This is a genomic window from Tabrizicola flagellatus (genome assembly GCF_046295235.1).
GTDB classification, from domain to species: Bacteria; Pseudomonadota; Alphaproteobacteria; order Rhodobacterales; family Rhodobacteraceae; genus Tabrizicola; species Tabrizicola flagellata_A.
This window is the reverse complement of record NZ_JBKBLV010000015.1, coordinates 1-26,049: the sequence shown is the minus strand read 5'-3', so window position 1 is coordinate 26,049 and position 26,049 is coordinate 1. Positions and strand designations below refer to the sequence as shown.

Annotated in this window: 25 protein-coding genes; 7 read left to right on the top strand and 18 right to left on the bottom strand. The window is 67.9% G+C overall.

The genetic code is table 11. From position 1 onward, the window contains the following. Positions 1 to 3 precede the first annotated feature (3 nt). The 4 genes from ACK4IU_RS08520 to ACK4IU_RS08505 all read right to left on the bottom strand — a co-directional run bounded on the left by ACK4IU_RS08520 (position 4) and on the right by ACK4IU_RS08505 (position 5,285). On the bottom strand, positions 4 to 1,512 hold the full coding sequence (locus ACK4IU_RS08520; protein ID WP_409733757.1) for a trimethylamine methyltransferase family protein: 1,509 nt from the start codon (positions 1,510 to 1,512) through the stop codon (positions 4 to 6). Beyond that, positions 1,512 to 3,536, bottom strand: a complete 2,025-nt coding sequence (locus ACK4IU_RS08515; RefSeq protein ID WP_409733754.1) for an FAD-dependent oxidoreductase — start codon at positions 3,534 to 3,536, stop codon at positions 1,512 to 1,514. The genes ACK4IU_RS08520 and ACK4IU_RS08515 overlap by 1 nt, the downstream gene beginning before the upstream one ends. Before the next feature lie 70 nt (positions 3,537 to 3,606). Next, the gene (locus ACK4IU_RS08510; RefSeq protein WP_409733752.1) at positions 3,607 to 3,771 is read right to left on the bottom strand and encodes a DUF2256 domain-containing protein; all 165 of its coding nucleotides are present in this window, start codon (positions 3,769 to 3,771) and stop codon (positions 3,607 to 3,609) included. Between the two features lie 2 nt (positions 3,772 to 3,773). Continuing rightward, positions 3,774 to 5,285 (bottom strand): FAD-binding domain-containing protein, encoded by a 1,512-nt coding sequence (locus ACK4IU_RS08505; RefSeq protein ID WP_409733750.1) that lies wholly within the window; start codon positions 5,283 to 5,285, stop codon positions 3,774 to 3,776. 115 nt (positions 5,286 to 5,400) lie between these two features. On the opposite strand from ACK4IU_RS08505, the gene pepN reads away from it, so the two are divergent. Both pepN and ACK4IU_RS08495 read left to right on the top strand, forming a co-directional pair. Beyond that, positions 5,401 to 7,962 carry an aminopeptidase N gene (pepN, locus tag ACK4IU_RS08500; RefSeq protein ID WP_409733748.1) on the top strand — a complete coding sequence of 854 codons (2,562 nt, stop codon included), beginning with the start codon at positions 5,401 to 5,403 and terminating at the stop codon, positions 7,960 to 7,962. Positions 7,963 to 8,033: 71 nt separating this feature from the next. Next, on the top strand, positions 8,034 to 8,216 hold the full coding sequence (locus ACK4IU_RS08495; protein WP_409733746.1) for a hypothetical protein: 183 nt from the start codon (positions 8,034 to 8,036) through the stop codon (positions 8,214 to 8,216). 236 nt (positions 8,217 to 8,452) lie between these two features. Here the strand turns inward: ACK4IU_RS08495 and ACK4IU_RS08490 are convergent, their stop codons facing one another. Next, positions 8,453 to 9,046, bottom strand: a complete 594-nt coding sequence (locus ACK4IU_RS08490; RefSeq protein ID WP_409733744.1) for a transglycosylase SLT domain-containing protein — start codon at positions 9,044 to 9,046, stop codon at positions 8,453 to 8,455. 201 nt (positions 9,047 to 9,247) lie between these two features. Here ACK4IU_RS08490 and ACK4IU_RS08485 point away from each other — a divergent pair, with 201 nt between their 5' ends. The 3 genes from ACK4IU_RS08485 to ACK4IU_RS08475 all read left to right on the top strand — a co-directional run bounded on the left by ACK4IU_RS08485 (position 9,248) and on the right by ACK4IU_RS08475 (position 12,428). Beyond that, positions 9,248 to 10,354, top strand: coding sequence for a hypothetical protein (locus ACK4IU_RS08485; protein ID WP_409733742.1), 1,107 nt, complete (start codon positions 9,248 to 9,250; stop codon positions 10,352 to 10,354). A gap of 68 nt (positions 10,355 to 10,422) precedes the next feature. Continuing rightward, complete coding sequence (gene gatB / locus ACK4IU_RS08480) at positions 10,423 to 11,934, top strand: Asp-tRNA(Asn)/Glu-tRNA(Gln) amidotransferase subunit GatB (protein WP_409733740.1); 1,512 nt, start codon at positions 10,423 to 10,425, stop codon at positions 11,932 to 11,934. Positions 11,935 to 12,044: 110 nt separating this feature from the next. Next, positions 12,045 to 12,428, top strand: a complete 384-nt coding sequence (locus ACK4IU_RS08475) for a DUF4177 domain-containing protein (RefSeq protein ID WP_409733738.1) — start codon at positions 12,045 to 12,047, stop codon at positions 12,426 to 12,428. Here the strand turns inward: ACK4IU_RS08475 and ACK4IU_RS08470 are convergent, their stop codons facing one another. From ACK4IU_RS08470 to ACK4IU_RS08445, 6 genes are all read right to left on the bottom strand, one after another. Continuing rightward, positions 12,429 to 13,529: a pyridoxal phosphate-dependent aminotransferase gene (locus ACK4IU_RS08470; RefSeq protein ID WP_409733736.1), complete on the bottom strand. Its 1,101-nt coding sequence runs from the start codon at positions 13,527 to 13,529 to the stop codon at positions 12,429 to 12,431. It abuts the gene before it with no gap. A 40-nt stretch (positions 13,530 to 13,569) separates the two neighbouring features. Continuing rightward, positions 13,570 to 13,899 carry a DnaJ family domain-containing protein gene (locus ACK4IU_RS08465; protein WP_409733734.1) on the bottom strand — a complete coding sequence of 110 codons (330 nt, stop codon included), beginning with the start codon at positions 13,897 to 13,899 and terminating at the stop codon, positions 13,570 to 13,572. Between the two features lie 52 nt (positions 13,900 to 13,951). Further along, a complete protein-coding gene (locus ACK4IU_RS08460) occupies positions 13,952 to 14,362 on the bottom strand; it encodes a hypothetical protein (protein ID WP_409733732.1) in 411 nt (136 codons plus the stop codon). A gap of 69 nt (positions 14,363 to 14,431) precedes the next feature. Then, the gene (locus ACK4IU_RS08455; protein ID WP_409733730.1) at positions 14,432 to 17,593 is read right to left on the bottom strand and encodes a valine--tRNA ligase; all 3,162 of its coding nucleotides are present in this window, start codon (positions 17,591 to 17,593) and stop codon (positions 14,432 to 14,434) included. Between the two features lie 56 nt (positions 17,594 to 17,649). Then, positions 17,650 to 18,420, bottom strand: coding sequence for a hypothetical protein (locus tag ACK4IU_RS08450; protein WP_409733728.1), 771 nt, complete (start codon positions 18,418 to 18,420; stop codon positions 17,650 to 17,652). After that, entirely contained in the window at positions 18,417 to 18,842 is a 426-nt protein-coding gene (locus tag ACK4IU_RS08445; protein WP_409733726.1) for an ABA4-like family protein, read from the bottom strand. Before ACK4IU_RS08445 ends, ACK4IU_RS08450 begins: the two co-directional genes overlap by 4 nt. Positions 18,843 to 18,941: 99 nt before the next feature. Between ACK4IU_RS08445 and ACK4IU_RS08440 the strand changes: the two genes are divergently transcribed. Then, the gene (locus tag ACK4IU_RS08440; RefSeq protein ID WP_409733724.1) at positions 18,942 to 19,523 is read left to right on the top strand and encodes a TetR/AcrR family transcriptional regulator; all 582 of its coding nucleotides are present in this window, start codon (positions 18,942 to 18,944) and stop codon (positions 19,521 to 19,523) included. Here the strand turns inward: ACK4IU_RS08440 and ACK4IU_RS08435 are convergent. Next, the gene (locus ACK4IU_RS08435) at positions 19,512 to 19,967 is read right to left on the bottom strand and encodes an Lrp/AsnC family transcriptional regulator (RefSeq protein WP_409733722.1); all 456 of its coding nucleotides are present in this window, start codon (positions 19,965 to 19,967) and stop codon (positions 19,512 to 19,514) included. The two genes, ACK4IU_RS08440 and ACK4IU_RS08435, sit on opposite strands and share 12 nt — an antisense overlap. 134 nt (positions 19,968 to 20,101) lie before the next feature. On the opposite strand from ACK4IU_RS08435, the gene hppD reads away from it, so the two are divergent. Then, entirely contained in the window at positions 20,102 to 21,196 is a 1,095-nt protein-coding gene (gene hppD, locus ACK4IU_RS08430) for a 4-hydroxyphenylpyruvate dioxygenase (protein ID WP_409733720.1), read from the top strand. A 3-nt stretch (positions 21,197 to 21,199) separates the two neighbouring features. On the opposite strand, the gene ACK4IU_RS08425 is transcribed toward hppD, so the two are convergent. The 6 genes from ACK4IU_RS08425 to pstB all read right to left on the bottom strand — a co-directional run bounded on the left by ACK4IU_RS08425 (position 21,200) and on the right by pstB (position 26,037). Continuing rightward, complete coding sequence (locus tag ACK4IU_RS08425; protein WP_409733718.1) at positions 21,200 to 21,904, bottom strand: hypothetical protein; 705 nt, start codon at positions 21,902 to 21,904, stop codon at positions 21,200 to 21,202. Between the two features lie 61 nt (positions 21,905 to 21,965). Beyond that, entirely contained in the window at positions 21,966 to 23,180 is a 1,215-nt protein-coding gene (locus tag ACK4IU_RS08420; protein ID WP_409733716.1) for a flavin-containing monooxygenase, read from the bottom strand. Between the two features lie 102 nt (positions 23,181 to 23,282). After that, positions 23,283 to 23,954, bottom strand: a complete 672-nt coding sequence (locus ACK4IU_RS08415) for a DUF1028 domain-containing protein (RefSeq protein WP_409733713.1) — start codon at positions 23,952 to 23,954, stop codon at positions 23,283 to 23,285. Positions 23,955 to 23,964: 10 nt separating this feature from the next. Beyond that, positions 23,965 to 24,384 carry a RidA family protein gene (locus ACK4IU_RS08410; protein WP_149589007.1) on the bottom strand — a complete coding sequence of 140 codons (420 nt, stop codon included), beginning with the start codon at positions 24,382 to 24,384 and terminating at the stop codon, positions 23,965 to 23,967. Between the two features lie 191 nt (positions 24,385 to 24,575). Next, the gene (gene phoU, locus ACK4IU_RS08405) at positions 24,576 to 25,280 is read right to left on the bottom strand and encodes a phosphate signaling complex protein PhoU (RefSeq protein WP_409733708.1); all 705 of its coding nucleotides are present in this window, start codon (positions 25,278 to 25,280) and stop codon (positions 24,576 to 24,578) included. 10 nt (positions 25,281 to 25,290) lie between these two features. Further along, on the bottom strand, positions 25,291 to 26,037 hold the full coding sequence (gene pstB, locus ACK4IU_RS08400) for a phosphate ABC transporter ATP-binding protein PstB (protein ID WP_409733871.1): 747 nt from the start codon (positions 26,035 to 26,037) through the stop codon (positions 25,291 to 25,293). Positions 26,038 to 26,049 lie beyond the last annotated feature (12 nt).

Here is a 26,049-nt window from a genome sequence, read left to right as displayed (position 1 = left end):
GCGTCAGTTGGTGGGCGCGCCGCCCTCGGCCTTGCGGCGGGCGACATAGGCCTCCAGCGCCTCGACCGTGCCAGCGTCGATGGGCGGCGGTTCGTAGGCGGCCAAGAGGTCCTTCCAGATCCGGTTGGCGCGGGCCGGGGCTTCCTCGGCCCCCTTGGCAAGCCAGGTCGGATAGTTGTCCCAGTTCGACAACATGGGCGGATGAAAGGCGGTTTCATACTGCGCCAGCGTCTGCGCCGTGCCGAAGAAATGTCCGCCCACCCCGGCCTCGGCAATGGCGTCCAGCGAAAGCGCCTCGTCCGTCACCTGGATCGGCCGGAACCAGGCCTGCATCATCCCCAGAAGCTCGGCATCCAGCACCAGCTTCTCGAAACTGGCCGTCAGCCCGCCGTGCATCCAGCCCGCGCCATGGATCACCAGATGCGCGCCGCCCATCAGGCAGCCCCAGAGCGACATCATCGACTCGTAGGCCGCCTGCGCGTCGAGCGCATTCGCCGCCGTGGTGTTCGAGGACCGGAACGGCACCCCGATCCGCCGCGCCAACTGGCCGCTCGCCTGGGCCGCCTTGGCATATTCGGGCGTGCCGAAGGCGGGCGCGCCGGTCTTCATGTCCACATTCGAGGTGAAGCCGCCATACATGGCCGGCACGCCCGGCCGCACGATCTGGGTCAGCGCGATGCCGAACATCGCCTCGGCATGCTGCAGGACCAGCGCGCCGGCCAGGCTGACCGGGGCCATCGCGCCGGCCAGCGTGAAGGGGGTCACGATCGCGACCTGCCCGTGTTCCGCCAGCGCGATCAGGCCCTGGCTCATCGGGTCGTCCAGCTGCCGGGGCGAGTTGGTGTTGATGACCCCCATCATCATCGGCGTCCGCGCAAGGTCGTCGAGGCTCCACCCCATCGCGATGGCGGCCATGTGGATCCCGTCCATCGTGCGCTCGGTCCCCAGCGCATTCAGGTTCCAGCTCTTGTCCAGCAGCGTGCATTGCGACAGGTAGAGGTCGAGGTGCCGGGTGTTCGCCGGCAGGTCCATCGGCTCCAGCGGCCCGCCGGATTCCTGCTGGATCACGTTCAGGCTCTGGCACAGGCGCAGGAAGTCCTGCATGTCCCGCAGGGTGCCGTCGCGGCGGCCGCGGTCGAGGTCCATCACATAGGCCGGGCCGCCGACCGAGGAGAACACCATGTCGTTTCCGCCGAAGCGCAGGTCCTTCGCCCGGTTCCGCGCGGCGATGGTGAAGGTGCGGGGGACGGTGGCCAGGCAGGCCTCGATCAGTCCGGGGTCGGGGTGGACCATGTTGCCCTCGACCCGCGCCCCGGCGCGCCGGAACAGGTCCAGCGCCCGGCCGTTGAGGACGCGCATCCCCTGTTCGGCCAGCAGCCGCAGCGCGGCCCGGTGGATCGCCTCGACCTGGTCGTCGGACAGGACGCGGATCGGGTCATAGGGGCGCGGCACCTGGCCGAAGGGCGGCTGCGGAATGGCATTCGCGGCGCGGGCCGGGCGGCGCTGGCGCATCAGGGGCTCCTTTCCGGGGGCATCTCGCGGCGCGGCGGCAGGTCGGGTTCGCCGAGAAGGCGCGCGAAGCGGTGGGCAGAATAGACCGCGTCGGCGATGGAGGAAGGGGCGAGGCAGTCGCCAACCCGCGATGCCGCGATGCCGGCCGAGGACAGTTCATCGGCCAGCGCGCTGTCCGGCAGGCGTCCGGTCGTCAGGATCAGCGTGGCGCAGGGCAGGGCTTCGGTGCGGCCGGTATAGACGCAGGCAAGGGTCGCAGTCCCGCTGTCGTGCGATATCAACGCCTTGAGGGGATGAAGCTTCACACCCGCCTCGATCAGCCGGGCCTGGAGGAAGTCCTGTTCGTTGGTCATCACCGTCCAGGACGAGGCGACGGCGGCGGTCGTCACATATTGGACCTCGTGCCCCGCGACGGCCAGTTTCTCGGCCAGAGCGCCACCCATGAAATAGTGCTCGTCGTCGTAGATCACGACGGGCCCCGCGACGGGTGTGCCCGCGAACACGTCGTCGGGCGTCAGAGCCTCGGGCAAATCGAGCGGGCGGGTCGCACATACACCAACCCCGTCCCGCCGCCAGTGCGACCCGTTGGCCAGCACGACATGGTCCGCCCCGAACCCGGCCACGTCCGCCGCCGTCATCCGGCTGGCGGGATAGAGGTCCACATTCGCCAGCTTGCCCAGCATGTGCAGCCGCCAGTCCCGGACCCGCAGCCAGGTCTGCAACCCCGGCAGCGTCGCCTCGCGCAGCAGCCTGCCGCCGAACCGATCCGATGCCTCGGCCAGCGCCACCTCCAGCCCCCGGCGGCCAAGTGTCAGCGCCGCCTCCAGCCCCGCCGGGCCGCCGCCGATGACCAGCGCCCTTTCCCGGCGGGGATGGACCGCGATCCGCTCGGGATGCCAGCCGCGCCGCCATTCCTCGCCCATGGTCGGGTTCTGCGTGCAGCGCAGGCCCACGCCCTCGTTGTTCGCCGCGCGGCAGATGTTGCAGCCGATGCATTCGCGGATCTCGTCCTCGCGCCCCTCGCGGATCTTCGCGGGCAGGAACGGGTCGGCGATGGACGGCCGCGCCGCGCCGATGAAATCCTGCACCCCGCGCCGGATCTGGCTGACCATCCGGTCTGGCGAGGTGAATCGGCCGACCGAGACCACGGGCTTCGAGGTCAGGGACTTCACGAAGGCGACGTTCTCTTCCTGGAACCCTTCGCCCGAGAACCGGGCCGAGCGGCTGTCGTTGCCCAGCGCGCCGGCGACGTTCACGTCCCAGAGGTCCGGCAATTCGGCCAGCATCGCGATGATCTCGCGCCCCTCGCCGTCGGAGGTGATCCCCTCCGGCCCGTGCAACTCGTCCACCGCCAGCCGCACCGCCACGGCGCAGGTCTCCCCGACCGCGTCCTTCGTGTCCTCGATCATCTCGCGCAGCAGACGGACGCGGTTTTCCAGGCTTCCCCCGTATGCGTCGCTCCGCTGGTTGGTGCGGCGAGACAGGAACTGGAAGGGCAGGTAGTCGTGCCCGGCATAGACATAGACTATGTCGAAGCCGGCCTGCCTTGCCCGCCGTGCCGCATCCCGCTGCCAGCCCCGGAAGGTGCGGATGTCGGACAGGTCCATCGCGCGGGCGGTAGCGGGCAGATGGTAGAGCGCCGGCTGCGTCATCGGTGCGATGCCCGGAACCCGCGTCATCCGGTTCGAGGCATGGGCGCCGCCGTGCCACAGCTCGATTCCCGCGAGCGATCCGTGCGCATGGATCGCCTCGGCGGTCAGGGCGAGGGGCGCGATGTCCTGGTCGTCCCAGAGGGTCAGGAAGGCATAGGGGCTGTCGTCGGACGAGGGATGGATCGAGCAGTATTCGGTGCAGACCACGCCCCAGCCGCCTTCGGCCTTCACGCCCCGTAGCGCCGCGCCCGACTGCGGGCGCTGCCAGCCGAAGCCGGTGGCATGCGGGGTCTGGTAGAAGCGGTTGGGGGCGGTGACCGGGCCGATGCGGACAGGCTCGAACAGGATGTCGTAGCGGGGATCGCGGGGCATCGGGCGGCCTTGCTGACTGGGCCGACAGTAGGGCGGCCGTGAAAGCGGCGTCAAGCCGATCCGGCCTGCGTCACGTCCGGGGCCTGGCCGCCGCCTTCCGCCCGTCCCGGCAGCGATCCGAGCAATAGCGCACCTCGTCCCAGACCTTCGCCCATTTCTTCCGCCAGGCGAAGGGGCGGCCGCAGGTGGCGCAGGTCTTCTGCGGCAGGTAGGCCTTTTTCTGCATCCGCGCCATGGTCAGAGGTCCAGCGACAACTGGCCCGCCGGCTCGGGGCGGCGACGGCGCGGCGGGCTGCGGTCGTTGACAAAGCGCGGATCGGCGCGGCTGGCATGGCGGGTGACGATGGCGGCGATCTCGGCGCGGTCGCTGGTGCGGCGCAGGCCGAAGATCGCCTCGCGCGCGGCCCGCTGCGCGGCGGCGGGGTCCACCACGGGCGCGGGGTAACGCCGGCCAAGGAGCGCGCTCGCGCCCTCCCAGGCCCAGGGGGTTTGCAGGAAGGCATCTGGCACCCCTGCCAGTTCCGGCACCCAGGCCCGGGTGAAGGCGCCGGTCGGGTCCTGGTCCAGCCCTTGCTTGACCGGATTGTAGATCCGCGGGGTATTGATGCCGGTCGTGCCCGACTGCATCTGCACCTGCGGCCAGTGGATGCCGGGTTCGTAATCGGTGAAGCGGCGGGCGAGGATCGCCCCGGTCGCCCGCCAGTCGAGCCACAGGTGGTAGGAGGCCGCCGCCATGACCATGCTGCGCATGCGGAAGTTCAACCAGCCCGTCGCCCGCAGATAGCGGATGCAGGCGTCGAGGAAGGGCAGGCCGGTCTCGCCCGCCTCCCAGGCGGCCAAACGTGAAGCGTCGGGGTCGCGGGGGCGCAGGGTCTCGGCGGCGCGGTGCAGGCAGCGGGTCTCGATCTCGGGCTCGTCCTCCAGCTTCTGGACGAAATGGTCGCGCCAGGCCAGCCGCGACTGGAAACTGGCCAGCGCCCCGCCCCAGCGCCCGCCCGGGCGTTCCGCCTGCCGGATGGCGGTGGCCTGCATCCCCTCGCGGATCGAGAGCGTGCCGAAGGCGAAGTGGGGCGAGAGCCGCGAACAGGCCCGCTCGGCCGTGAGCGGCGAGGACATCGCGGTGCGGTAGGGCTCGCCCCGCCGGGAGAGGAAGCTGTCAAGCAGGTCCAGCCCCCGCGTCCGGCCGCCGAGCTGGCGATGCGGGCAGGGGTCCGGCGCCAGTTTCAGCGCGCGGGCCGTGGGGATGGGGCCGGGTTCGACACCCTCGACCGCGCGCAGGGCGGGGTCGGGCAGGGCGGGCGTGGCCATGAAGGCGTCGCGGCCCGCCGACCAGGCATCGCGCGAGGCAAGCCTGCGCACCACGCCCGATTGCGGCAGTTCCACCCACTCGATCCCCGCCCCCCGCGCCCAGGCCGCCACCCGCCGGTCGCGGGCAAAGGTCCAGAGGTTCCCCGTCTCCTCATGGCTGACGATCCGGGCAATCCGGTGACGCCGGCAGAGGCCCGCCAGCGCCTCGACCGCATCGCCCGTGCGCACCACCAGGGGCGCCCCGGCCCCGGCAAGGGCGGCGCGCAGATCGGCCAGGCTTTCGGCAAGGAATTCCCATTGCCGGGCCGAAGCGTCGGGTTGCATCCAAAGTTCCGGCTCGACGACATAGACCGGCAGAACCGGCCCCAGCCCCGCCGCCAGCGACAACGCGGGATGGTCATGGATGCGCAGGTCGCGCTTGAACCAGACGAGAACATTCATGGAACACATGATGTAGCGGCGCGCCGGGATTCGTAAAGCGGCAAAAGACTGTTACCCGCCGCCCCCTTGCGTCCGGGACGTTTGGCCGTAGCTTGCAAGGGCAAAGGAGTCCTTCATGTCCGAGCAAAAGACCGTCTACCTGGCCGACTACCGGCCCTATTCCCATGTCGTCGAAAGCGTGGACCTGACCTTCCGCCTGCATCCCACGGCGACCCGGGTGGTCGCCCGGCTGAGCCTTCGCCAGAACCCCGCGCGCAAGGACCGCGACCACCTTCGCCTCGATGGCGAGGGGCTGAAACTCATCTCCTGCAAACTGGATGGCCAGGCCATCACCCCTGCGGTCGATGAACGGTCCCTGACCATCGCCGCCCACGAGCTGCCCGACGGCCCCTTCATCCTGGAAACCGAAGTCGAGATCGCACCAGAGGCGAACACCGCGCTGGAGGGGCTTTACATGTCGAAGGGCATGTATTGCACCCAGTGCGAGGCCGAGGGGTTCCGCAAGATCACCTATTACCCGGACCGCCCGGACGTTATGAGCCGCTTCAAGGTGCGGATCGAAAGCGACCTGCCGGTCCTGTTGTCGAACGGCAACCCCGTCGCCAGCGGTGAAGGCTGGGCGGAGTGGGACGATCCCTGGCCGAAACCGGCCTATCTTTTCGCCCTGGTCGCCGGCGACCTGCGCGCCCATTCGGCAAGTTTCGTCACCGCCTCGGGCCGCCCGGTCGATCTGAACATCTGGGTCCGCCCCGGGGACGAGGACCGCTGCGCCTATGCGATGGACAGCCTGATCCGCTCGATGCGCTGGGACGAACAGGTCTATGGCCGGGAATACGACCTCGACGTGTTCAACATCGTCGCCGTGGACGATTTCAACATGGGCGCGATGGAGAACAAGGGGCTGAACATCTTCAACTCGCGCTATGTCCTGGCCTCGCCCGAAACCGCGACGGACGACGACTATTACCGGATCGAGGCGATCATCGCCCACGAATACTTCCACAACTGGACCGGCAACCGCATCACCTGCCGCGACTGGTTCCAGCTGTGCCTGAAGGAGGGTCTGACGGTCTTTCGCGACCACCAGTTCTCGGCCGACATGCGGTCTGCCGCCGTGCGCCGGATCGAGGATGTGGTGACACTGCGCAGCCGCCAGTTCCGAGAGGACGACGGGCCGCTGGCCCATCCGGTCCGCCCGGAAAGCTTTGTCGAGATCAACAACTTCTACACCGCCACGGTTTACGAGAAGGGCGCCGAGGTCATCGGCATGCTGAAATCGCTGGTCGGCGATGCCGGCTACAAGCGCGCCCTCGACCTCTACTTCGAGCGCCACGATGGCGATGCGGCGACGATCGAGGACTGGCTGAAGGTTTTCGAGGACGCCACCGGCCGCGACCTCAGCCAGTTCAAGCTCTGGTATTCCGAGGCCGGCACTCCCCGCCTGAAGGTCGAGGAAACCTGGGACAACGGCGTCTATACCCTGACCTTCACCCAGAAGAACCCGCCCACGCCCGGTCAGCCCATCAAGCACCCCAAGGTCATTCCGATCAAGGTGGGGCTGCTCAATCCGAACGGCGACGAGGTAGTGCCCACGATCACGCTCGAAATGACGCGTGCCAAGCAGTCCTTCCGCTTCGAGGGGCTGGCGGCAAGGCCGGTTCCCTCTATCCTGCGCGGCTTTTCCGCGCCGGTGGTGCTGGACCGGAAGGCGCCCCCGGAAGAACGCGCCTTCCTGCTCGCCCATGACACCGACGCCTTCAACAAGTGGGAGGCAGGCCGCGCGCTGGCCAAGGAGGTCATGGCCGATATCGCCCTGAAGGGCGCGCCCGTCAGCCCGGCCTGGCTGGATGCCCTGGCGGCCGTCACTTTCGACGACACGCTGGACCCGGCCTTCCGCGCGCTCTGCCTGCGGCTTCCGGGCGAGGACGACATCGCCCAGACCATCCACGCCATGGGCCGCATCCCCGACCCGGCCAAGATCCACGCCGCCCGGCGCGAGATGACGGGCGCGCTGGCGATCCGGCTTGGTGAAGGATTGTCACGCCTTTACAAGGATCTGGACGACAATGCGCCCTTTTCGCCCTCGGCCGCGCAGGCGGGACGGCGGGCGCTGAAGATCGCGGCGCTGGGCCTTCTGTCGCGGCGCGACGGCGGCAAGCTTGCCGCCTCGGCCTTCGCCCGCGCGCGCAGCATGACCGAGGAGGTCGGCGCGCTGTCGGCGCTATTGGAGGTGGGGCAGGGGCAGGCGGAACTGGTCAGCTTCGCCGCGCGCTGGGGCCGCGATGCGAATGTGATGGACAAATGGCATGCGCTTCAGATCGCTCATGCCGAACCCGCCGAGGCGGCTGCGGTGGCGGCGCGGCTGATCGGGGCGCCGGGCTTCGACTGGAAGAACCCCAACCGCTTCCGCACCGTCATCGGGGCGCTGGCCGCCAACCACGCGGGCTTCCATCACCGTTCGGGCGCGGGCTACAGGCTCGTCGCCGACTGGCTTCTGAAGCTTGACCCCCTGAACCCGCAGACCGCGGCCCGGGTCTCGACAGCTTTCGAGACCTGGCCTCGATACGACGCCGCACGCCGCAAGCTGGCTCGGACCGAGCTGGAGCGGATCCTGGCCGCCCCCGACCTCAGCGGCGACCTGCGCGAGATGGCGGAACGGATGCTGGCGGCAGGCTGAGGCGCCCGGCGTGCCATAAAGTTGCCAATCTGTCCGGCTATGCAGCCTGCAATTGCGCAAGGGGACAAGCAATGTCGTATATCATCGCCATGCTGGTCCTGATGGCCGGCTGTTACTTCTGGATCATCAACGCCGGGGCCGTTTCCCATGCGATCCGCGAATGGACCCGATCGGTCCGGGACCCGGGCACCCTGGCCCGGCGCTTCGACCGTCCTCGCAAGTCTGGCGTCCACCCCGTGAGAGCGCCGGAATAACCGGACCTGACGGTCGCCTCCTCGGGGTTCGCCCCTCGGCGTTCAACTGGACAACTGGCTGCTATGTAGTCTTCGGTTGCACCTGCATCAGCCCCCGGACGCCGCGGAAGATGCCGCGCGCCCCGGGTCTCGCAGGTCTGCAAAGCTGACGACGCAGGATGCGGTCTCGCGTGCCTGAACGTGCGGCTCCTGAAGATCGGCGGCGCCGAGAGTTTCCACCGCTTCGTCGGAGCCGGTCACCCGGCCTGGCAATAGGGCTGCGCCCGGGTCCAGGCCGCCATCGCCGACCGCTTCTCGTTCGACCGCAGCGGTGCCCAGTCGCGCCCGATGCCGCGGTTGCCGCCGCCGGCCACAAGGCCATCCTTGGCGACCTGCGTCGACATGATCTCGACCGCGCATTCCAGGTTCGCCTCGCCGTCCTTCAGCGCGCCGACCGAGGTCGCCTCGCAGCCGTAGTTCGCTGCCGACCGGGGCGAGATCTGCATCAGCCCGATCCAGCGACCGCCGCCGCCCGACGCCTTCTCGTTCCAGGTGCTTTCGTATTTCGCGACCGCCGACAGGAGACCCGCCCAGAAGGCGCGACGCTCGGGCACCGAGGCGGTTTCATATCCCGGGCACCACGTCTCGATGTCGGCGGGCACCCGTTCGGACAGGATCTGATCCTTCGTCGAAACGGCGAGCAGCGTCGATTCGGTCCATTCATCGCCTTCCGGGTGATGGTCCCACTGCATCGGCGGCGCGACGAAAGCCATGGGTTCGACCGGTTCGGTCTTCACACAAGCCACCAGCGAAGCCGCTGCAAACAATCCGATAATTCCACGAACCAGCATGGTGACGTCACCCGAAGATCACTGCATTTCCCTTTTTTCGCCCCGATCCGCCGGCAGGTTGCACGCACGGCAGGCGCTCCCTGCCCGGAGGGCGAGTCGATGCTAGTTACACCGTCACTGTTGCATGTGAAAACCCGGACGGGTCGCAGTCAGCAAGAAGATGCCGTCGCACTGCGGTCGCAGCTGCGATCCTCGGCGCCGATGCCGGACGGGCTGGCGGCCGAGCAGGTGCTCTCCCGGCTTGACGCGCCGGTGCTGCGGATCGGCGCCGAACGCACGGAGTGGGACTGCGTGCGCGACGACCACGCCGCGATGGCGGCGGCCGGGGAATGGGCGGATCTTCTCGAAGCCCTGCGCTACACCGACCAGGAACGGGTGATGGCCTCGGGCGGGCATCGCGTGGCCCCCCTGATCAGCGAGGGCATGCGCGCCCGCCTTTCTGTCGCCATTGCCGCGCGCAACTGGACCGCCGCCAGGGACGAGCTTGCGGCGCTTGAAAGCCTTTACGAGCGCAATCAGGACGACTACTGCGCTGCCCAGGTTCTTGCCCAGGGTCATATCGACCTCGCGAGGGCCCGGCGCATGTCCGTCCCCGAGGGCCAGATGTCCCGCGAGATCGGGGCCGAGTGTACCGCGCACTACGACCGCGCCGAGGCGCTGGTCACGGACTTCGACCCCATCGAGGAGATGTCCCCGCTTCTGGCCGCGACCCGCTATGCGCTGCTTCCCGGGATCGAGGATGGAGGCTCGGTCTGCCGCGAATGGTACGAGGACTGGGTCGATCTTGACCCAGAGGATGCACAGGCCCACGCCGCGCATGCCGTGGACATGCTTCCGGGCTGGCATGGCTCGCTGGAGGGCTTCGAACGCGAGGCCCGCCGCGCCGTCCGCATGACGCAGGGCGTCACCGGCAAGGCGGCCTATGCCATTTACCACATCACCGCAGTCGAGGTTCTGGGCGACCTCTCGCCGACGGTCGATCTCGAATACTTCTGCGAGGCGATCGCCGATTACCAGTCCGCGACCGGCTGCCAGCAGCGGGCCAACATCGCGGCGCACCTGTTGTCCAATCTTGCGCTCGACTACCGCAAGGGCGGTGCCGAAACGGCGTGGCAGCTGACCAAGGTTCGCGCCGCGCTGTCGGACGTGCTCTGGAACAGGCTGCGCGAGGTGCAGATGGATTGCTGGACGAAGGGACCCGAAAGCCTGGCCTTCGCCATGGCCGAGGTCTTCGGCCCGGCCCTGAAGCGTGGCGCACGCATCGTGCGGCGCGGCGAAGGGCTCGGCACCCTGGTCCGGCGCACCTGACGCATCCTCTTGCCCTGCCGCCCCGCGCGGCCTAAACCGGCCGGCAAGACCGCAGCCGGAGACGACCCATGCTTGACCTGACCTATACCGCGCCCGCGCCCAAGGTGATCGCCGGGGCCAAGCACGACTGGGAACTGGTGATCGGCATGGAGATCCACGCCCAGGTCTCGTCGAATGCCAAGCTGTTTTCCGGCGCCTCCACCGCCTTCGGGGCGGAACCCAATTCCAATGTCTCTTTCGTCGATGCCGCGATGCCGGGGATGCTGCCCGTCATCAACGAATTCTGCGTCGAACAGGCGGTGCGCACCGGGCTGGGGCTGAAGGCGCAGATCAACCTGGTCTCGGCCTTCGACCGAAAGAACTACTTCTACCCCGACCTGCCGCAGGGCTATCAGATCAGCCAGCTTTACCACCCCATCGTCGGCGAGGGCGAGGTGATCGTGGAAATGGCCCCCGGTGTCGCGCGTCGGGTGCGGATCGAGCGGATCCACCTGGAACAGGATGCGGGCAAGTCGATCCACGACATGGACCCGAACCTTTCCTTCGTCGATTTCAACCGCACCGGTGTCGCGCTGATGGAGATCGTCAGCCGCCCGGATATCCGGGGGCCGGAGGAAGCAGCGGCCTATGTGACCAAGCTGCGCCAGATCCTGCGGTATCTTGGCACCTGCGACGGCAACATGCAGAACGGCAACCTGCGCGCGGATGTGAACGTGTCGGTCTGCCGGCCCGGGGCCTACGAGAAGTATCAGGAAACGCAGGATTTCAGCCATCTCGGCACGCGATGCGAGATCAAGAACATGAACTCGATGCGCTTCATCCAGGCCGCCATCGAGTATGAGGCGCGGCGCCAGATCGCCATCATCGAGGACGGCGGAGAGGTCGTGCAGGAAACCCGGCTCTATGACCCTGACAAGGGCGAGACACGCTCGATGCGGTCGAAGGAAGAGGCGCACGACTACCGCTATTTCCCCGACCCCGACCTCTTGCCTCTGGAGATCGAGCAGGTCTGGGTGGATGACATCAAGGCGCGGATGCCGGAACTGCCGGACGCCAAGAAGGCGCGCTTCATGGCGGATTACGGGCTGACCGACTACGACGCCAATGTGCTGACGGCCGAACTCGACGCGGCGAACTATTTCGACGCGGTGGCCAAGGGCCGCGACGGCAAGATGGCGGCGAACTGGGTCATCAACGAACTGTTCGGCCGGCTGAAGAAGGAAGGCCACGACATCACCGAAAGCCCGGTCTCGGCCGCCCAGCTGGGCGGCATCATCGACCTGATCGCCGCCGGCACGATCAGCGGCAAGATGGCCAAGGACCTGTTCGAGATCATCTATACCGAAGGCGGCGATCCGGCCGAGGTGGCCAGGGCGCGGGGCATGCAGCAAGTCACCGACACCGGCGCCATCGAGAAGGCGGTGGACGAGATCATCGCCGCGAATCCCGAACAGGTGGCAAAGGCCCGGGCAAATCCGAAGCTCGCCGGCTGGTTCACCGGCCAGGTGATCAAGGCGACCGGCGGCAAGGCCAACCCGGCGACCGTCAACGCCATGGTGGCGGCCAAGCTGGGTCTCTGACCTCCGTCTGTGGCCGATCTGGCGCGCTTCTGCCGGAAAAACTCTGCGTGATTTGCGGCAAGCCGCAGAATCTTCTATGTCTTCCTGCGGACAGGGACGGGAGAGACCCGATGCAGCGTTTCGAGTTCAAGGTCATTCCGGCCCCCAGGCGAGGCGAAAAGGCGCGCGGGGTCAAGACCACGGAAGACCGCTTTGCCCTGGCTCTTACCAACCTGATGAACGAACTTGGCGCCGAGGGGTGGGATTACGTCCGCGCGGACACCTTGCCTTGCGACGAAAGGGTCGGGCTGACCGGCACCAAGACCACGTTCCAGAACGTGCTTGTGTTCCGCCGGGTCATGTCCGGCGCATCCTCCGCCACGGCGCCGGCCGGTGGCCGGCTACTCTTGCAGGAACCTGTGGCTGCCAAACCCAGACTCGGCCCGGCCGAGAGCCCCGCACCCGGCAAGGCCCCGGCCGTTGGCCCGGCCAAGCCGGATCTCGCCGCCGAGTGATCAGTCCGCTGCCTGCAGCGCCGCGGGCAGGGCATCTTCAAGGATGTCCAGTGCCGGGTCGTCTCCCAGACTGATACGGATGCAGCGATCCAAGGGCGCGACACCGGGCATCCTGATGAACACGCCCCGGACGGCCAGCGCCTCCAGCACCTTGCGGGCGTGGTTTCCGTCCCGGCCGCAGTCGATGGTGACGAAGTTGGTGGCCGAGGGCAGCGGGCGAAAACCGTTCTTCTCGGCAATGGCCGAAAGCCGGGCGCGGGCGGCCAGCGTTCGGCTCTGAACTCTCCGGAGCCAGTCCTGGTCCGCCAGCGCCGCCAGCGCCCCGGCCTGGGAGATGCGGCCCATGCCGAAATGATCGCGCACCTTGTCGAAGGCCAGCGCCAGGTCCGGGTTGGTGATCGCATAGCCGACACGGGCGCCTGCCAGCCCGTAACCCTTGGAAAAGGTGCGCATCCGGATGACCTGCGGATGGTCGGCCGGGATGTCGGGCACCGTGCCGGGCGGGGCAAGGTCGGCATAGGCCTCGTCCAGGATCAGGAGCGTCTGCTCTGGCAGGTTCGCCACCATGTCCTCGATCACCGCCGCCGGATGATGACTGCCCATCGGGTTGTCCGGATTGGCCAGGTAGATCAGCCGCGCACCCGTCGATTTCGCCGCGGCAAGCAGCGCCTCCGGGTCCTCGTGATCGCCCCGGTAAGGCACCCGGGTCAGCACCCCGCCGTAGCCCGCGACGTGGAAGTTGAAGGTCGGATAGGCCCCAAGGCTGGTGACAACCGGCGTCCCCGGTTCCAGGACCAGCCGGCAGACCAGGCCCAGAAGGCCGTCAATCCCGGGTCCGACGGCGATGTGGCTTGGCGTCACCCGGTGATGCGCGGCAAGCGACTGTTTCAGATCGTGATTTTCCGGATCGCCATACATCCAGGCGTCCTCGGCCGCCGCCTTCATCGCGGCGATGGCCCGGGGGGAGGGGCCGAACAGGCTTTCGTTCGCCCCAAGCCGCGCGCGGAAGGGGATGCCGGTCCTGCGCTCCAGCGCCTCGGGGCCGGTGAAGGGAACGGTGGAGGGAAGGGCGGCAGCGTGGGGGGTCAGGAAACGGCTCATGCCGCAGAGGCTGGCACGGGCCGGGGGCGACACGCAAGCCTCAGCGCAGGAACTTGCGGCGCGATTCCTCGGCGATGGCCTGCAACATCTCCAGCCGTGCCAGCTCCGCCATCGCGGCCTTGCGCTCGGCTTCGTCGGTCAGGGCCTGGAGCCGCTCCCGCTGGGCGGCGACCTGTTTCTTCAGGGTTATCTTCTCGGGCAGGACCCCCGCCTGCGCCATGATGAGGAACCCCACCGCATCTCCGGGAGAGACAAAGGCATCGCCCGGCCGGTCGGGCAGCGGCTTGCCTTCGCCTGCAAGCCCCTGCAACTGGCCCTTCAGACGGGCCTTCTGGATCTGCCGTTCGGCAAGACGCGAGAGCCAGGACATCGCAACGCCTCCTTCCCCGACTGTGGCCAGATCCGCCTCTGGGTGCAAGGCATCAGTCCACCGGGCCGTAGTTCACCGTCAGCGTGTAATCGGGCAGCTCGGGCGACCTGCCCAGCTTGGCCAGCTCTTCTGTCGAGGGCGCAAGACCGACGAGTCCGAAGGTTTGTCCCGCGGCTGCGGAAAGATCCGCAGCATCCTCGCAGCGGTTGCAGAGCGTGATTTCCTGAAACGTCCCATCGTGCATGACGGCAAGATGGACCCGGATCATCCCCTCCCAGACGCAATCCACCCCGGTCGGGCAGCGCTGATCCTCGACCTCGGTCAGGGTCAGCGTGATGTCGGTCCCCGGAACCCTCGTCGGCTCGCCGCCGGGAAGGCGCAACTGCGGAAAGACCTCCGGTGTCAAGGCGCCGGAGGCTGAGGCAAGGCTGGAAAAGGCAAGGATGGCGAGGGCAAGGCGCATGGGTGGATCCTTTCCGGGGTTGGCATCGTTGTGACGCATCGGCCCCGGAAAGGCTTGGGTCCGACTTCCTTACCCCAGATCGGCAAGGCGGGCCAACGCTTCGCGGATCTTCTGTGCCTCGTCCTGCCGCGCCTCGAGGTTCGAGGTCGCCTCCATCACCACGTCTTCTGGGGCCGACTTGACGAAGTTCGGGTTGTCGAGCCGACCCTTCAGCCCCCCGATCTCCTTCATCAGCTTGTCCAGCGCCTTTTGAAGGCGGGATTTCTCCTCCGCGATGTCGATCAGCCCTTCCAGCGGAATCGCGAAGGCCGCGCCTTCCGCCGCCACGGCGATGGACCCCTTCGGCGCCACGCCTTCGGTGACATTGTCCACCCGGGCGAGGCGCTTGATGAGTGCCTCATTGCGTTGGAAGGCCGCGCGGGCCTCGTCGGTGAGGGAGGTTGCCACGAGGTCGGCCTTCAGCCCCACCGGCACATGCACTTGCGCGCGTGCGCTGCGGATGTCGTCGATCAGCGTGGTGACGAAGGTCATCTCGCGTTCCGCGTCGCGGTCGATGAGGGTCGCCGGAAGCTCGGGCCAGTCGGTGTGAACCAGCAGCTTCGCGCGTTTGCCGGTGGTGCCCCAGAGTTCCTCGGTGATGAAGGGCATGAAGGGGTGCAGAAGGATCATCGACTGGTCGAGGACCCAGGCCATGGTCTGGCGGGTTTCCTGCGCGTCGGGGCCGTCGAACAGGGGCTTGGCGAATTCGACATACCAGTCGCAGACCTTGCCCCAGACGAATTTGTACAGCGCATCCGCCGCCTGGTCGAAGCGGAAGTTCTCCAGCGCCTCGTTGACCTCGGCCAGGGTCCTGGCGGTTTCGCCGATGATCCACTTGTTCGCGGTGGCCTTGGGGCTGGGGGCGGGGCCGGTCGCGTGACCTTCCCAGACCCCGTTCATCTCGGCAAAGCGGCAGGCGTTCCAGAGCTTGGTGCCGAAGTTGCGGTAGCCCGCGATGCGCTGGGTGTCGAGCTTCAGCACGCCACCCAGCGAGGCCATCGCCGCATTGGCGAACCGCAGCGCATCGGCGCCGTATTCGTCGATGATCTCCAGGGGGTCGATGACGTTGCCCAAGGACTTCGACATCTTCTTGCCCTTGGCGTCGCGGACGAGGCCATGCAGGTAGACGGTGCGGAAGGGCACGTCGTTCACCACGGCCAACTGCATCATCATCATCCGGGCGACCCAGAAGAAGAGGATGTCCTGCCCGGTCACGAGGACCGAGGTGGGGAAGTATTTCTTCAGTTCCGGCGTGGGTTCGGGCCAGCCGAGCGTGCCGATCGGCCAGAGGCCGGAGGAGAACCAGGTATCGAGAACGTCCTCATCCCGCCAGATCGGGTAGACCAGCTTCGTCGCGTCCTGCTCTACCTCGTAAGCTGCAAGCGAGGCGGCAAGAGCCTCTACCGCCGCCGCACGATCCGCGACTTCGACCACGCGGGCGTGGTTCAGCGGATGGGGCAGGGCGGCGAGACTGTCGCGGAAGCGTTCCGTCACCGACCCGACATCGGCCGCGCAATGGGAAATCGCCTCGCGCTGGACATATCCGCCGTCGCCGAGGACGCGGAGGATTTCCACCTCGTCCAGCGCCTCGTCGCCCTCGTCGTCGCGGAAGCCGGGGGCGGACAGGTCGAGGCCATACCACACCGGGATCTGATGCCCCCACCAGAGCTGGCGGCTGATGCACCAGGGTTCGATGTTTTCCAGCCAGTGATAATAGGTCTTCTCGCCCGAGGGCGGGATGATCTTCGTCCGGCCCGTCCGCACCGCGTCGAGCGCGGGGCCGACGATTTTCGCGGTATCGACGAACCACTGGTCGGTCAGCATCGGCTCGATCACCACTTTCGAGCGGTCGCCGAAGGGCTGCATGATCGGTTTGGACTCGACGTAAGGCACCCGATCCAGGTGCTCGGCGCCGGTTTCCTTGTCGATGCTCTTCTTCAGGATGGTGACGGCGAGGCCTTCGGCGGTGATCTGGTCAACCACGCGTTTCCGGGCCTCATACCGGTCCAGCCCGCGCAATTCGTCGGGGACGAGGTTCAGGGCATCGATCTCGGTCTCGGTCAGCTCGAAGGGCTGTTCGGCGATGCCGGGGGTGGCGTAGCCCTTGGCCACCAGCCAGGCCCGCGACATGCGGCCGGCAATCTCCGCCGCCTCGGCGTAAGGCATGCCGTCGTCGCGCATCCGGGCGCGGGTGTCCATCAGGCGGTAGCAGGGGATGCCCGCGCGCTTGGCCACGCCATAGTCGTTGAAGTCATGCGCCCCGGTGATCTTCACCGCGCCCGAGCCGAAGGTGGGGTCGGGGTATTCGTCGGCGATGATCGGGATCAGACGGCGGTGTTCCTTCGGCCCGACCGGAATTTCGCATAGTTTCCCGACGATTGGCGCGTAACGCTCATCCGATGGATGAACCGCCACCGCCCCGTCGCCCAGCATGGTTTCGGGGCGCGTCGTGGCGATGGAGATATAGTCGCGCACCTCGCGGAAGGTCACGTTGCCGTCGGCGTCCTTCTCGACATACTCATAGGTCTGACCCCCCGCCAAAGGATACTTGAAGTGCCACATGTGGCCGGGGACTTCGATGTTTTCGACCTCGAGGTCCGAGATCGCCGTCTCGAAATGCGGGTCCCAGTTCACCAGCCGCTTGCCGCGGTAGATCAGGCCCTTGTTGTAGAGATCGGCGAAGACCTTGATGACCGCGTCGTGGAAGTTGCCTTCCTCGCCCGCCGGTGCGCCCGGGGCGCCGGACATGGTGAAGGCCTCGCGGTCCCAGTCGCAGGAGGCGCCCAGCCGCTGCAATTGCCCGATGATCGTGCCGCGCGATTTCTTCTTCTGTTCCCAGACCCTTGCGGTGAATTTCTCACGCCCCATCGTGCGGCGGTCGGGTTCCTCGTTCAGCGCCATCTCGCGCTCGGTCACCATCTGGGTCGCGATCCCGGCATGGTCCGTCCCCGGCTGCCAGAGCGTGTCGTCGCCCTGCATCCGGTGCCAGCGCGTCAGGATGTCCTGCAGCGTGTTGTTGAAGGCATGGCCCATGTGCAGGCTGCCGGTGACGTTCGGCGGCGGGATCATCACGGAAAAGGCCGGCCGGCCGGGTTTCGCGTTCGCCCCGGCGCGGAAGGCCCTGGCGTCGAGCCAGAGCTTCGAGATGCGGGCTTCGGCCTCGGCGGCGTTGAAGGTCTTTTCCATCGGCATGCGCGTTTCCCCTTGATCGCGGGCGTTCTAGCGCGGCCCGCGACCAAGGGAAAGCGTCAGAAGGGCGACAGGCCCTGAAGTGCGCGGGCAAGGCACCAGCCTACCAGCGCTGTGAAGCCGGCCGCCGTGGCCCAGACTGCGGTGCGGTTGCCGGTCAGCCCAGCCAGCGGCACCGCGTGCATCGCATGGGTCGCAAGGAAATGCGGCAGGCGCAGGTCGCCGACCTCGGCCGACCAGCCGAAGAAGGGAAAGCGCGCGCCGGTCACCGGCGTGCCGACGAGGTGCCCGGGGTTGTTCGCCAGCGTCCCCGCGACCGGGACGGTCAGCACGAAGGTCAGGATCAGCCCCAGCGCGATCGACAGGTGCAGCGCATCCTGCCGCTCGCGCCAGAACAGCAGCCCCATCGCCAGCGACAGCGAGGTCAGGATGATGGCGGCGAGGCCCATCAGAGGATAGAGCGCCGAACCAAGCCCCGTCGTGTTGAAATGCGAGGCCGTCCCCAGCGCCGCCGCGCCGTCGATCCACGCGAGCTCGGCCAGGATGCAGGCGGCGACGAGGCCCAGGTAGAGACGCCAGCGGCGCGAGGCGAGGCTGCCCTCGGGCAAGAGCATCCCGAAGAGCGCCAGCGTGCCGGTATAGACCACCAGCGCAAGGTGGAACTTCAGCGGCTTCAGCCAGATGCCGTCGCCCTGGAACATCCGGTCGTCCAGCCCGTAGGCCACCATCAAGGGCAGCGCGGTCAGCGCGATGAACCAGGTGAGGCGCAGGAGCAGGGTGTCAGGCCGCGACAGGACGGCAAGGCGAGGGGCGGTAAGGGTGGCGGTCATGGCAGGACCTTTCGGACAAGGGTGAAGCGCAGGATCGCGAAGGCCAGCAGGCCCGCGGGACCGAAGAGGAAGGTCAGGACGAGGCAGGGCAGGACCATCCCGTGCGGGATGCCCTCGGCCCGGGCGGTGCGGACCTCCCAGGCGCCGAGGAAGAGGTCGAAGGCCAGGTAATGCAGCCAGCCTGCCAGCGCGATCTGGGGGTGGGTGAAGAGCTGCATCACCTCGGGCAGCGACCCGAACCCGCCCGGCGCCTCCCACCAGAAGGCCAGGACAAGCCCGGCATAGGCGAGCGACAGCAGAAGCGGGACTGCCGCCCCGGCCAGGGCCTGCGCGGCCCGGGGTGCCAGCGGGCTGGCAAGCAGCGTCAGCCAGCCCAGGAGGGCCAGGGGATTGGCGATCTGGAACAGGGCGTCGGGGGTCATCGCGGCCTCATATCTTTACAGTGTCAGGACTATCCGGCGCCCGGCGGGGGCGTCAAGAAAAATCTTTACGCTGGAAAGATTGGGCGTTACGCCTTGGGCATGTCTGAAAGACCCTATCACCACGGCGATTTGCGGGCGGCCCTCCTGGCGGCGGCCGAGGAGGAGTTGACCGAGAAGGGCGTCGAGGGGTTTTCCCTGCGCTCGGTGGCCAAGCGGGCCGGGGTCAGCCATGCGGCGCCGGCGCATCATTTCGTCGACACGGTCGGCCTTCTGACGGCGCTGGCCACGGAAGGCTTCACCCGGTTCCAGGATACGCTGGATGCGCGCGAGGTGGGGGCGGCGGACGATCGCGACCGGGCCGTGCGCGCCGGCCTCGGCTATCTGGAGTTCGCGCTGGCCCGACCGGCGCTGTTCCGGCTCATCTTCTCCTCGGCCCGGCCCGATTTTGCCGCGCCCGATCTGCTCGCGGCGGCGAACCGGGCCTACGAACACCTTGTCGGCCTGGTCGCCGCCTTGGGCGGGGGCGAGACCGACGTGATCGCGCTCTGGGCCACCAGCCACGGCATTGCCGATCTCTCTGCCGGCCAGAAGATGCGAACCTTGCAGGGAAAATCGCCAGAGGAGCGTGAGGCGATGATCCGCGCCGTGCTCTCGCGCTGCCTGCCCGCGTCAGACGGGTAGCCCCGAATCGGGCTTGGGTTGCGCCATCACGATCTGGCTTTGCACCCGGGCGACGGCAGGGTTCGGCAGCAGGCGGTGGTGGATCAGGTCGTTCAACGCGGGCAGGTCGGCGCACCAGACCCGCAAGAGGTAGTCGGCCTCGCCAGTCAGGGTCCAGCAGGCCGTGACCTCGGGCAGGGTGGCGATCAGGCGCAGGAAGGCGGCGGCCGTCTCGGGGGCATGGGCGGCCATCTGCACGCTGACGAAGGCCTGCACCGCCAGCCCCAGCCGCTCGGGCGACAGCCGGGCGCTGTAGCCGGCGATCACGCCCTCGGCCTCCAGCCGGGCGCGGCGGCGGGCGGCCTGGCTCGCCGACAGGTTCAGCCGCGCGCCCAGATCCTCGGCGGTGATCCGGGCATCGGCCTGCACCGCGGCGAGAAGGCGGGAATCGGTTTCGTCCAGCATGCGATCCTTTCGCACAGAAAACCCATTTGTCGACAGGATCGCGCATGTTCACACGATTTCAAGCCGAAAGATGCGCGCCATCGGCGCCCGATCCGTGCCAGACTGTGCGCATAACCCCCTGACCGGAGGCAGCCATGGGTCCCTTTCCGCACACCGCCCCCCGCGCCGTGATCTCGGCCGAGAACCCCGCCGGGACCGACGGCTTCGAATTCGTCGAATTCGCCCATCCGAACCCGGACGAGCTGCGTTCACTGTTCGCGAAGATGGGCTACAGCCTGACGGCCCGCCACCGGACCAAGGCGGTGGAGCTCTGGCAGCAGGGCGACATCACCTATATCCTGAACGACGAGCCCGGCAGCCATGCCCGCCGCTTCGTCGACGAACACGGCCCCTGCGCGCCGGCGATGGGCTGGCGGGTGGCGGATGCGGCGCATGCCTTCAACCATGCCGTGAAGAACGGCGCGGAACCCTTTGAAGGGCCGCGGAAAACCCTGGACCTGCCCGCGATCGTCGGCATCGGCGGCTCGCTGATCTATTTCACCGACCGGTACGGCGAATCGAACCCCTATGACGCCGAGTTCGACTGGGTCGCCCCGGCCAAGCCGAAGGGGGTGGGCTTCCACTACCTCGACCATCTGACCCACAATGTCCATCGCGGCAACATAGACACCTGGTTCGACTTCTACGGCCGGCTGTTCAACTTCCGCCAGATCCGCTTTTTCGACATCGAGGGCAAATATACCGGCCTCCATTCCCGTGCGCTGACCAGCCCGTGCGGCCGCATCCGCATTCCGATCAACGAGGATTGCGGCGAGACCGGGCAGATCGTGGAATATCTCAAGCGCTACAAGGGCGAGGGGATCCAGCACATCGCGGTCGGGAGCGACGACATCTATGCGGCGACCGATGCCATCGCCGAGGCGGGGCTGAAGTTCATGCCGAAGCCGCCGATGGCCTATTACGAGCTGTCGAAATCCCGCGTCGTCGGGCATGAGGAGCCGATCGAGAAGCTGGCGAAGCACGGCATCCTGATCGACGGCGAGGGGGTCGTGGACGGGGGCGAGACGAAGATCCTGTTGCAGATCTTCTCGAAGACCGTGATCGGACCGATCTTCTTCGAGTTCATCCAGCGCAAGGGCGACGAGGGGTTCGGCGAAGGAAACTTCCGCGCGCTCTTCGAATCGATCGAGCAGGACCAGATCGACCGGGGTGTCCTGAAGGCGTCCTGAGGTTCATTCGTCGAAGCGCGAGACCGCCACCACCAAGCCTTGCACCATCTGCCGGGTTCCGTCCGGTCCTGCAAGGATGCGCAGGCGCGAGGCATCGCCGACCTCGGGTTTGCGGCCGACGGCTTCCAGCGCCATCCTGGCGTGTTCGGGCGTGACTTTCCGGCAGGCGGCCTTGCGCCACAGCGCGTGCGAGAAGGGGCTGGTGACGGCAAAGGTGACGCCCGGCCCCGAGATGTCGCCCGCCTTCACGCGCCCCGATCTCTCCAGCGCCTTGATGCTTTCGGCGATGATCTCTGCCGAGTCCTGGAAGGTCAGGTCCTCAAGTGCCTGATGGACCGGATCGGTACTGCCCGCGTTCAGGCACTGGCGGGCCATGAACACCCAGTCATGGACGATATAGGCCGGGCCATAGTTCCAGGGGGTGAAGCCGCGGAAGGCACGGGCCAGACCCGGCACCGAGCCGCCGTCCGTGTACATCATCGGCGGCGTGATGATCTTTCCGGCAGTTTCGCCCTCTGGTCGGGTGAAGGTCAGAGGTCGGTTCGGGGTCGGCACGTAGATGAAGGTGCCGTCGCCCAGCGATCCGGTGCCGCGCAGCCAGACAACCGCGACTTCTCCTGAGAATGTGCCTTCGTCGATGGTGCCGTAGTTCACGCTGGCGCAGGCCGCCAGCATCGCCGAAAGGGTCAGGGCAGGGATGAGTCGCATGGTCGGCCTCTGGGGCTGCGCCGCGACAGTCTGCCACGATCCGCGACCTCTGTCGCGGCGTTCATCCGCGCGCGGCGATATGCGCGGCCAGCCGTTCGGCGTCGGTCCAGGCGCCCCAGATGAAGGCGGACCCCCGGCAGGACAGCCAAGGCAGCCCGATGAAGTAGAGCCCGGACACCTCGGTCACGCCGTCCTGGTGGCGCGGGCGGCCGTCCGGGCGGAAGATGTCGAGATCGATCCAGCCGAAATCCAGCCGGAAGCCGGTGGCCCAGATCACGGTCGAGATGCCGGCGGATTTCAGATCCAGGGCGAGGATCGGATTGGTCACGCAGTCGGGCAGGGGCCCGAGCTGCCGCGCCTCGGGTTCCTCGGGCAGGTCGAGGCCATGGGCTGCGGCATAGGCGTCGGCCTCGTCGAGCACCGAAAGGTAGTTGCGGTCCCCGGCCTCCATGTTGGCTTGCAGGTCGTCGGCCAGCTGCAGGACGCCGTCGGTGCAGGCGCCGGCCCGGCCGAGGAGCGTGACGCCGAGGCCCGCCAGGCGGCGGAAGTCCATCGTGTGCCCGCCATAGGCGCCAGAGACGGCGATGGTGATGTGTTCGGTTCCCGGCGTGGGCGCCTTCATGTCCCACTTGCCCAGCTTGCCAAGCCACCAGACGAAATCCTGCCCCCGGTAGCGGCGCGGCGGGCGGTCGTGCGGGCCGACCGAGAGATAGACGCGGCGACCGGCCCGGACCAGTTCCTCGGCGATCTGCGCGCCCGAAGATCCGGCGCCGACCACCAGCACCGCGCCCTCTGGCAGCGCGCCTGGGTTGCGGTAGCTGTTGGAGTGGAGCTGGGTGATCCCGGGGTCGGAGATCGCGGTCGGGATGACCGGCACCTGGAACGGGCCGGTCGCGACGATGACGTTCCGCGCCTCGATCGGGCCGGTCGAGGTGGTGGCGCGGAAGCCGTCGCCGCTGCGTTCCAGCCGGGTCACTTCCACCCCCGTGCGGACCGGCAGGGCGCGGTCGCGGGCGAAACGTTCGATATAGTCGGCGACCGCCTCCTTCGGGGCGAAAGCCTCGGGGTCGATCCCTTCGAACTCGGCTTCGGGGAAGCGGTCGTGCCAGGCGGGGCCGTTCGCGACCAGGCTGTCCCAGCGCCAGCTGCGCCAGCGTTCGGCGATGCGGTCGCGTTCCAGGACGAGGTGGGGGATGCCGTGCTTCTGCAAGTGGGCCGACGCGGCAACCCCCGCCTGGCCGCCGCCTATGACCAGCGTGTGGACGGTTTCGGTCATGCGCAAGCCCCTTTCCCCAGGGTTAAGCTTCCGTAAACGTCCGCGAGCATGTTCTTGATTCCCATGTGACTTTTGGAAATGTCCACCGTGGACAGACCGGACCTATTCATCCCCCGGCACCCCGTAGGAGGGGGCAAGGGTCGGATCCTCGGCGCGCTGGACGTAGGCGGCCATCTGCGGCGCATAGACATCCCAGGCCGCGCGCAGCATGCCGATCGGGTCGTCGGACCAGTCGATCCGCAGGTCCACCAGCGGCCAGGACAGCCGGTCGGCAACCTTCAGCCCCGCCGAATGGACCGGCCCGGCCTCGCCCCCGGCGGCAAGCCCGGCCTCGAGCGCCCGCATCAGCCGTTCCCCCAGATGCCCCGTCGCGCCGGTGAAGGCCTCGACCATCGCCATGGGCACCAGCTCTGCGGCCAGCAGGTTTCCCCCGGCGGCGCAATCGGTGGCGCGGGCCTCGCCCCAGAGGCCCAGCACCTGGCGGCCGGAATGGATGGCCGTCCGGCCCGCGGCATCGACCACCAGAAGCTGGCGATAGTCTATATGCGGGCGGCCGTCCGCGACGGCGGCCAGCGCCTCGGCGGCGGAAAGCCCGGCCTCGAGCTTGTCGAGCAGGAGCGGCCCGAGCGCCGGGTCGGTGATGTTCTGGCTGGCGACCGCGCCGACGCCGGCCCGGACATGGGCGCAGCGCGCCGCGACGGCGGGGGAGGACGAGGAGATGGCCATGCCGAACTGCCCGGTCCGGGCGCAGCGGGCGACGATGGAGAAGGTCATGCGCCGCCCTTCACTCTTCGTCCGGGATGACGGCGGTGCCGTCGATCTCCACGAGCCAGGAGGGGCGCGCGAGCGCGGTAACGACGACCCCGGTCGAGACCGGATGCACGCCCCTGATGTATTCGCCCATGGTGCGATAGACCGCCTCGCGGTGGCGGACGTCGGTGAGGTAGACGACGATCTTGCAGAGATGCTCCATCCGGCCGCCGACCTCTTCCAGCAGCTGGCGGATGTTCTGCATCACCTTGTGGGTCTGTTCGACCGGGTCATGGCTGCCGATGTCCTTCGCGGTGTCCAGGTCCTGCGGGCACTGGCCGCGCAGGAACACGATCCGGCCCCGGGCGACGACGGCCTGGGCGAGGTCGTTGTCGAGCTTCTGTTCGGGGTAGGTGTCGCGGGTGTTGAACTTGCGGTGGCGAAAGTGGGTCATCGTCGGGTCCTGCTGGCCTTGGCGGCGGGTGAATCGAGCGCGTTCCGCGCGAGCCTTCGTCTCGCCTCTGTGCCTGCGGCACAACCGGCTCGGACGTGCCTCCGGCGGGGATATTTGCGGACAGATGAAACCAGCCCGCGCGCCATGGCAAGGGCCATTGCGCGCAGGAGCCTGTCGGGTGTCGGGGCGGGTCAGCCCTCGACTTCGAGGCCGGCCTTTGGGCGCGGGTCGCTGGGCAGGGCGCCGGTGGCGAGGTAGAGCGCCTGTTCGGCGATGGTCGTGGCGTGGTCGCCGGCGCGTTCGATGTTCTTGGCGATGAAATGCAGGTGCATCGAGGGGCCGATGTTGGCCGGGCTTTCCATCATGTAGGTGAAGAGCGAGCGGAACAGCGTGTTGTACATCTGGTCGATGTCGAGATCGCGCTTGCGCACCGCCGCGGCAAGGTCGGCATCCTTGGTCACAAGCGCGCGGGTGGCCTCGTCCAGGAGGCGGACGACGAGCGCGCACATGCGGCGGATCGTGCCGGCGTGGCCTTCCACGGGGGCGGACGGCGGCAGGACGCGGGTGCGCTTGGCCACGTTCTTGGCATAGTCGCCGACCCGTTCCAGGCTATGGGCGGCCCGCATCACGGCGAGGAGCCGACGCAGGTCAACGGCGGTCGGCGCGCGGCGGGCGATGATGCTGGCGGCCTCCATCTGGATGAACTCTTCCAGCTCGTCGATGGCGGCGTCGGCGGCGATCACTTTGTCGGCGGCGGCGAGGTCATGGGTCTCGAGCGCCTTGGCGGCCTCGGTCAGCGCGGTTTCGGCCAGGCCGGACAGGCGGATGAAATGGGCCTGGAGGGCCTCGAGATCCCGGTCGAAGGCCGAGAGGATGTGCTGGTCGCTTTCGGTCATCTCGGGCTCCTTAGCCGATGCGGCCGGTGATGTAGGATTCGGTCCGGGGGTCTTTCGGATTGGTAAAGATCTGGGTGGTGTCGCCGTATTCCACCAGGTGGCCGAGGTGGAAGAAGGCGGTCTTCTGGCTGACGCGCGCGGCCTGCTGCATCGAGTGGGTGACGATCACCACCGAGAACTGGCTGCGCAGCTCGTCGATCAGCTCCTCGACCTGGGCCGTGGCGATCGGGTCGAGCGCCGAGCAGGGTTCGTCCATCAGAAGCACCTCGGGCGAGGTCGCCACCGCGCGGGCGATGCAGAGCCGCTGCTGCTGGCCGCCCGACAGGCCGGTGCCGGGCGCGTCCAGCCGGTCCTTGACCTCGTTCCAGAGCGCGGCCTTCTTCAGCGAGCTTTCCACGATCCCGTCAAGTTCGGCCTTGTTGCGGGTCATGCCGTGGATCTTCGGCCCGTAGGCCACGTTGTCGTAGATCGACTTCGGGAAGGGGTTCGGCTTCTGGAACACCATGCCGACCTTGGCGCGCAGCTGCACCGGATCGACGCGGGGGTCGTAGATGTCCTCGCCGTCCAGCGTGATCCTGCCCTCGACCCGCGCCGAGGCCACGGTGTCGTTCATCCGGTTCAGGCAGCGCAGGAAGGTGGACTTGCCACAGCCCGAAGGCCCGATGAAGGCCGTAACCGCCCGGTCCCGGATGTCCACGTCCACGTCCTTCAGCGCGTGGTTCTGGCCGTAATAGACCTGCACCCCCCGCGCCGAGATCTTCGCCGTCGC

Excerpts from the sequence above, each read along its gene's own strand:
- ACK4IU_RS08490 (WP_409733744.1), bottom strand. The coding sequence starts at position 9,046 with ATGCTGGTTCGTGGAATTATCGGATTGTTTGCAGCGGCTTCGCTGGTG.
- ACK4IU_RS08455 (WP_409733730.1), bottom strand. The coding sequence starts at position 17,593 with ATGCCGATGGAAAAGACCTTCAACGCCGCCGAGGCCGAAGCCCGCATC.
- ACK4IU_RS08425 (WP_409733718.1), bottom strand. The coding sequence starts at position 21,904 with ATGCGACTCATCCCTGCCCTGACCCTTTCGGCGATGCTGGCGGCCTGC.
- ACK4IU_RS08505 (WP_409733750.1), bottom strand. The coding sequence starts at position 5,285 with ATGAATGTTCTCGTCTGGTTCAAGCGCGACCTGCGCATCCATGACCAT.
- ACK4IU_RS08520 (WP_409733757.1), bottom strand. The coding sequence starts at position 1,512 with ATGCGCCAGCGCCGCCCGGCCCGCGCCGCGAATGCCATTCCGCAGCCG.
- ACK4IU_RS08485 (WP_409733742.1), top strand. The coding sequence starts at position 9,248 with ATGCCGGACGGGCTGGCGGCCGAGCAGGTGCTCTCCCGGCTTGACGCG.
- ACK4IU_RS08410 (WP_149589007.1), bottom strand. The coding sequence starts at position 24,384 with ATGACCCACTTTCGCCACCGCAAGTTCAACACCCGCGACACCTACCCC.
- ACK4IU_RS08515 (WP_409733754.1), bottom strand. The coding sequence starts at position 3,536 with ATGCCCCGCGATCCCCGCTACGACATCCTGTTCGAGCCTGTCCGCATC.
- ACK4IU_RS08440 (WP_409733724.1), top strand. The coding sequence starts at position 18,942 with ATGTCTGAAAGACCCTATCACCACGGCGATTTGCGGGCGGCCCTCCTG.
- pepN (WP_409733748.1), top strand. The coding sequence starts at position 5,401 with ATGTCCGAGCAAAAGACCGTCTACCTGGCCGACTACCGGCCCTATTCC.
- ACK4IU_RS08450 (WP_409733728.1), bottom strand. The coding sequence starts at position 18,420 with ATGACCGCCACCCTTACCGCCCCTCGCCTTGCCGTCCTGTCGCGGCCT.
- ACK4IU_RS08435 (WP_409733722.1), bottom strand. The coding sequence starts at position 19,967 with ATGCTGGACGAAACCGATTCCCGCCTTCTCGCCGCGGTGCAGGCCGAT.
- phoU (WP_409733708.1), bottom strand. The coding sequence starts at position 25,280 with ATGACCGAAAGCGACCAGCACATCCTCTCGGCCTTCGACCGGGATCTC.
- ACK4IU_RS08415 (WP_409733713.1), bottom strand. The coding sequence starts at position 23,954 with ATGACCTTCTCCATCGTCGCCCGCTGCGCCCGGACCGGGCAGTTCGGC.
- ACK4IU_RS08510 (WP_409733752.1), bottom strand. The coding sequence starts at position 3,771 with ATGGCGCGGATGCAGAAAAAGGCCTACCTGCCGCAGAAGACCTGCGCC.
- ACK4IU_RS08495 (WP_409733746.1), top strand. The coding sequence starts at position 8,034 with ATGTCGTATATCATCGCCATGCTGGTCCTGATGGCCGGCTGTTACTTC.
- ACK4IU_RS08465 (WP_409733734.1), bottom strand. The coding sequence starts at position 13,899 with ATGTCCTGGCTCTCGCGTCTTGCCGAACGGCAGATCCAGAAGGCCCGT.
- ACK4IU_RS08460 (WP_409733732.1), bottom strand. The coding sequence starts at position 14,362 with ATGCGCCTTGCCCTCGCCATCCTTGCCTTTTCCAGCCTTGCCTCAGCC.
- ACK4IU_RS08445 (WP_409733726.1), bottom strand. The coding sequence starts at position 18,842 with ATGACCCCCGACGCCCTGTTCCAGATCGCCAATCCCCTGGCCCTCCTG.
- ACK4IU_RS08475 (WP_409733738.1), top strand. The coding sequence starts at position 12,045 with ATGCAGCGTTTCGAGTTCAAGGTCATTCCGGCCCCCAGGCGAGGCGAA.
- ACK4IU_RS08420 (WP_409733716.1), bottom strand. The coding sequence starts at position 23,180 with ATGACCGAAACCGTCCACACGCTGGTCATAGGCGGCGGCCAGGCGGGG.
- ACK4IU_RS08470 (WP_409733736.1), bottom strand. The coding sequence starts at position 13,529 with ATGAGCCGTTTCCTGACCCCCCACGCTGCCGCCCTTCCCTCCACCGTT.
- gatB (WP_409733740.1), top strand. The coding sequence starts at position 10,423 with ATGCTTGACCTGACCTATACCGCGCCCGCGCCCAAGGTGATCGCCGGG.
- hppD (WP_409733720.1), top strand. The coding sequence starts at position 20,102 with ATGGGTCCCTTTCCGCACACCGCCCCCCGCGCCGTGATCTCGGCCGAG.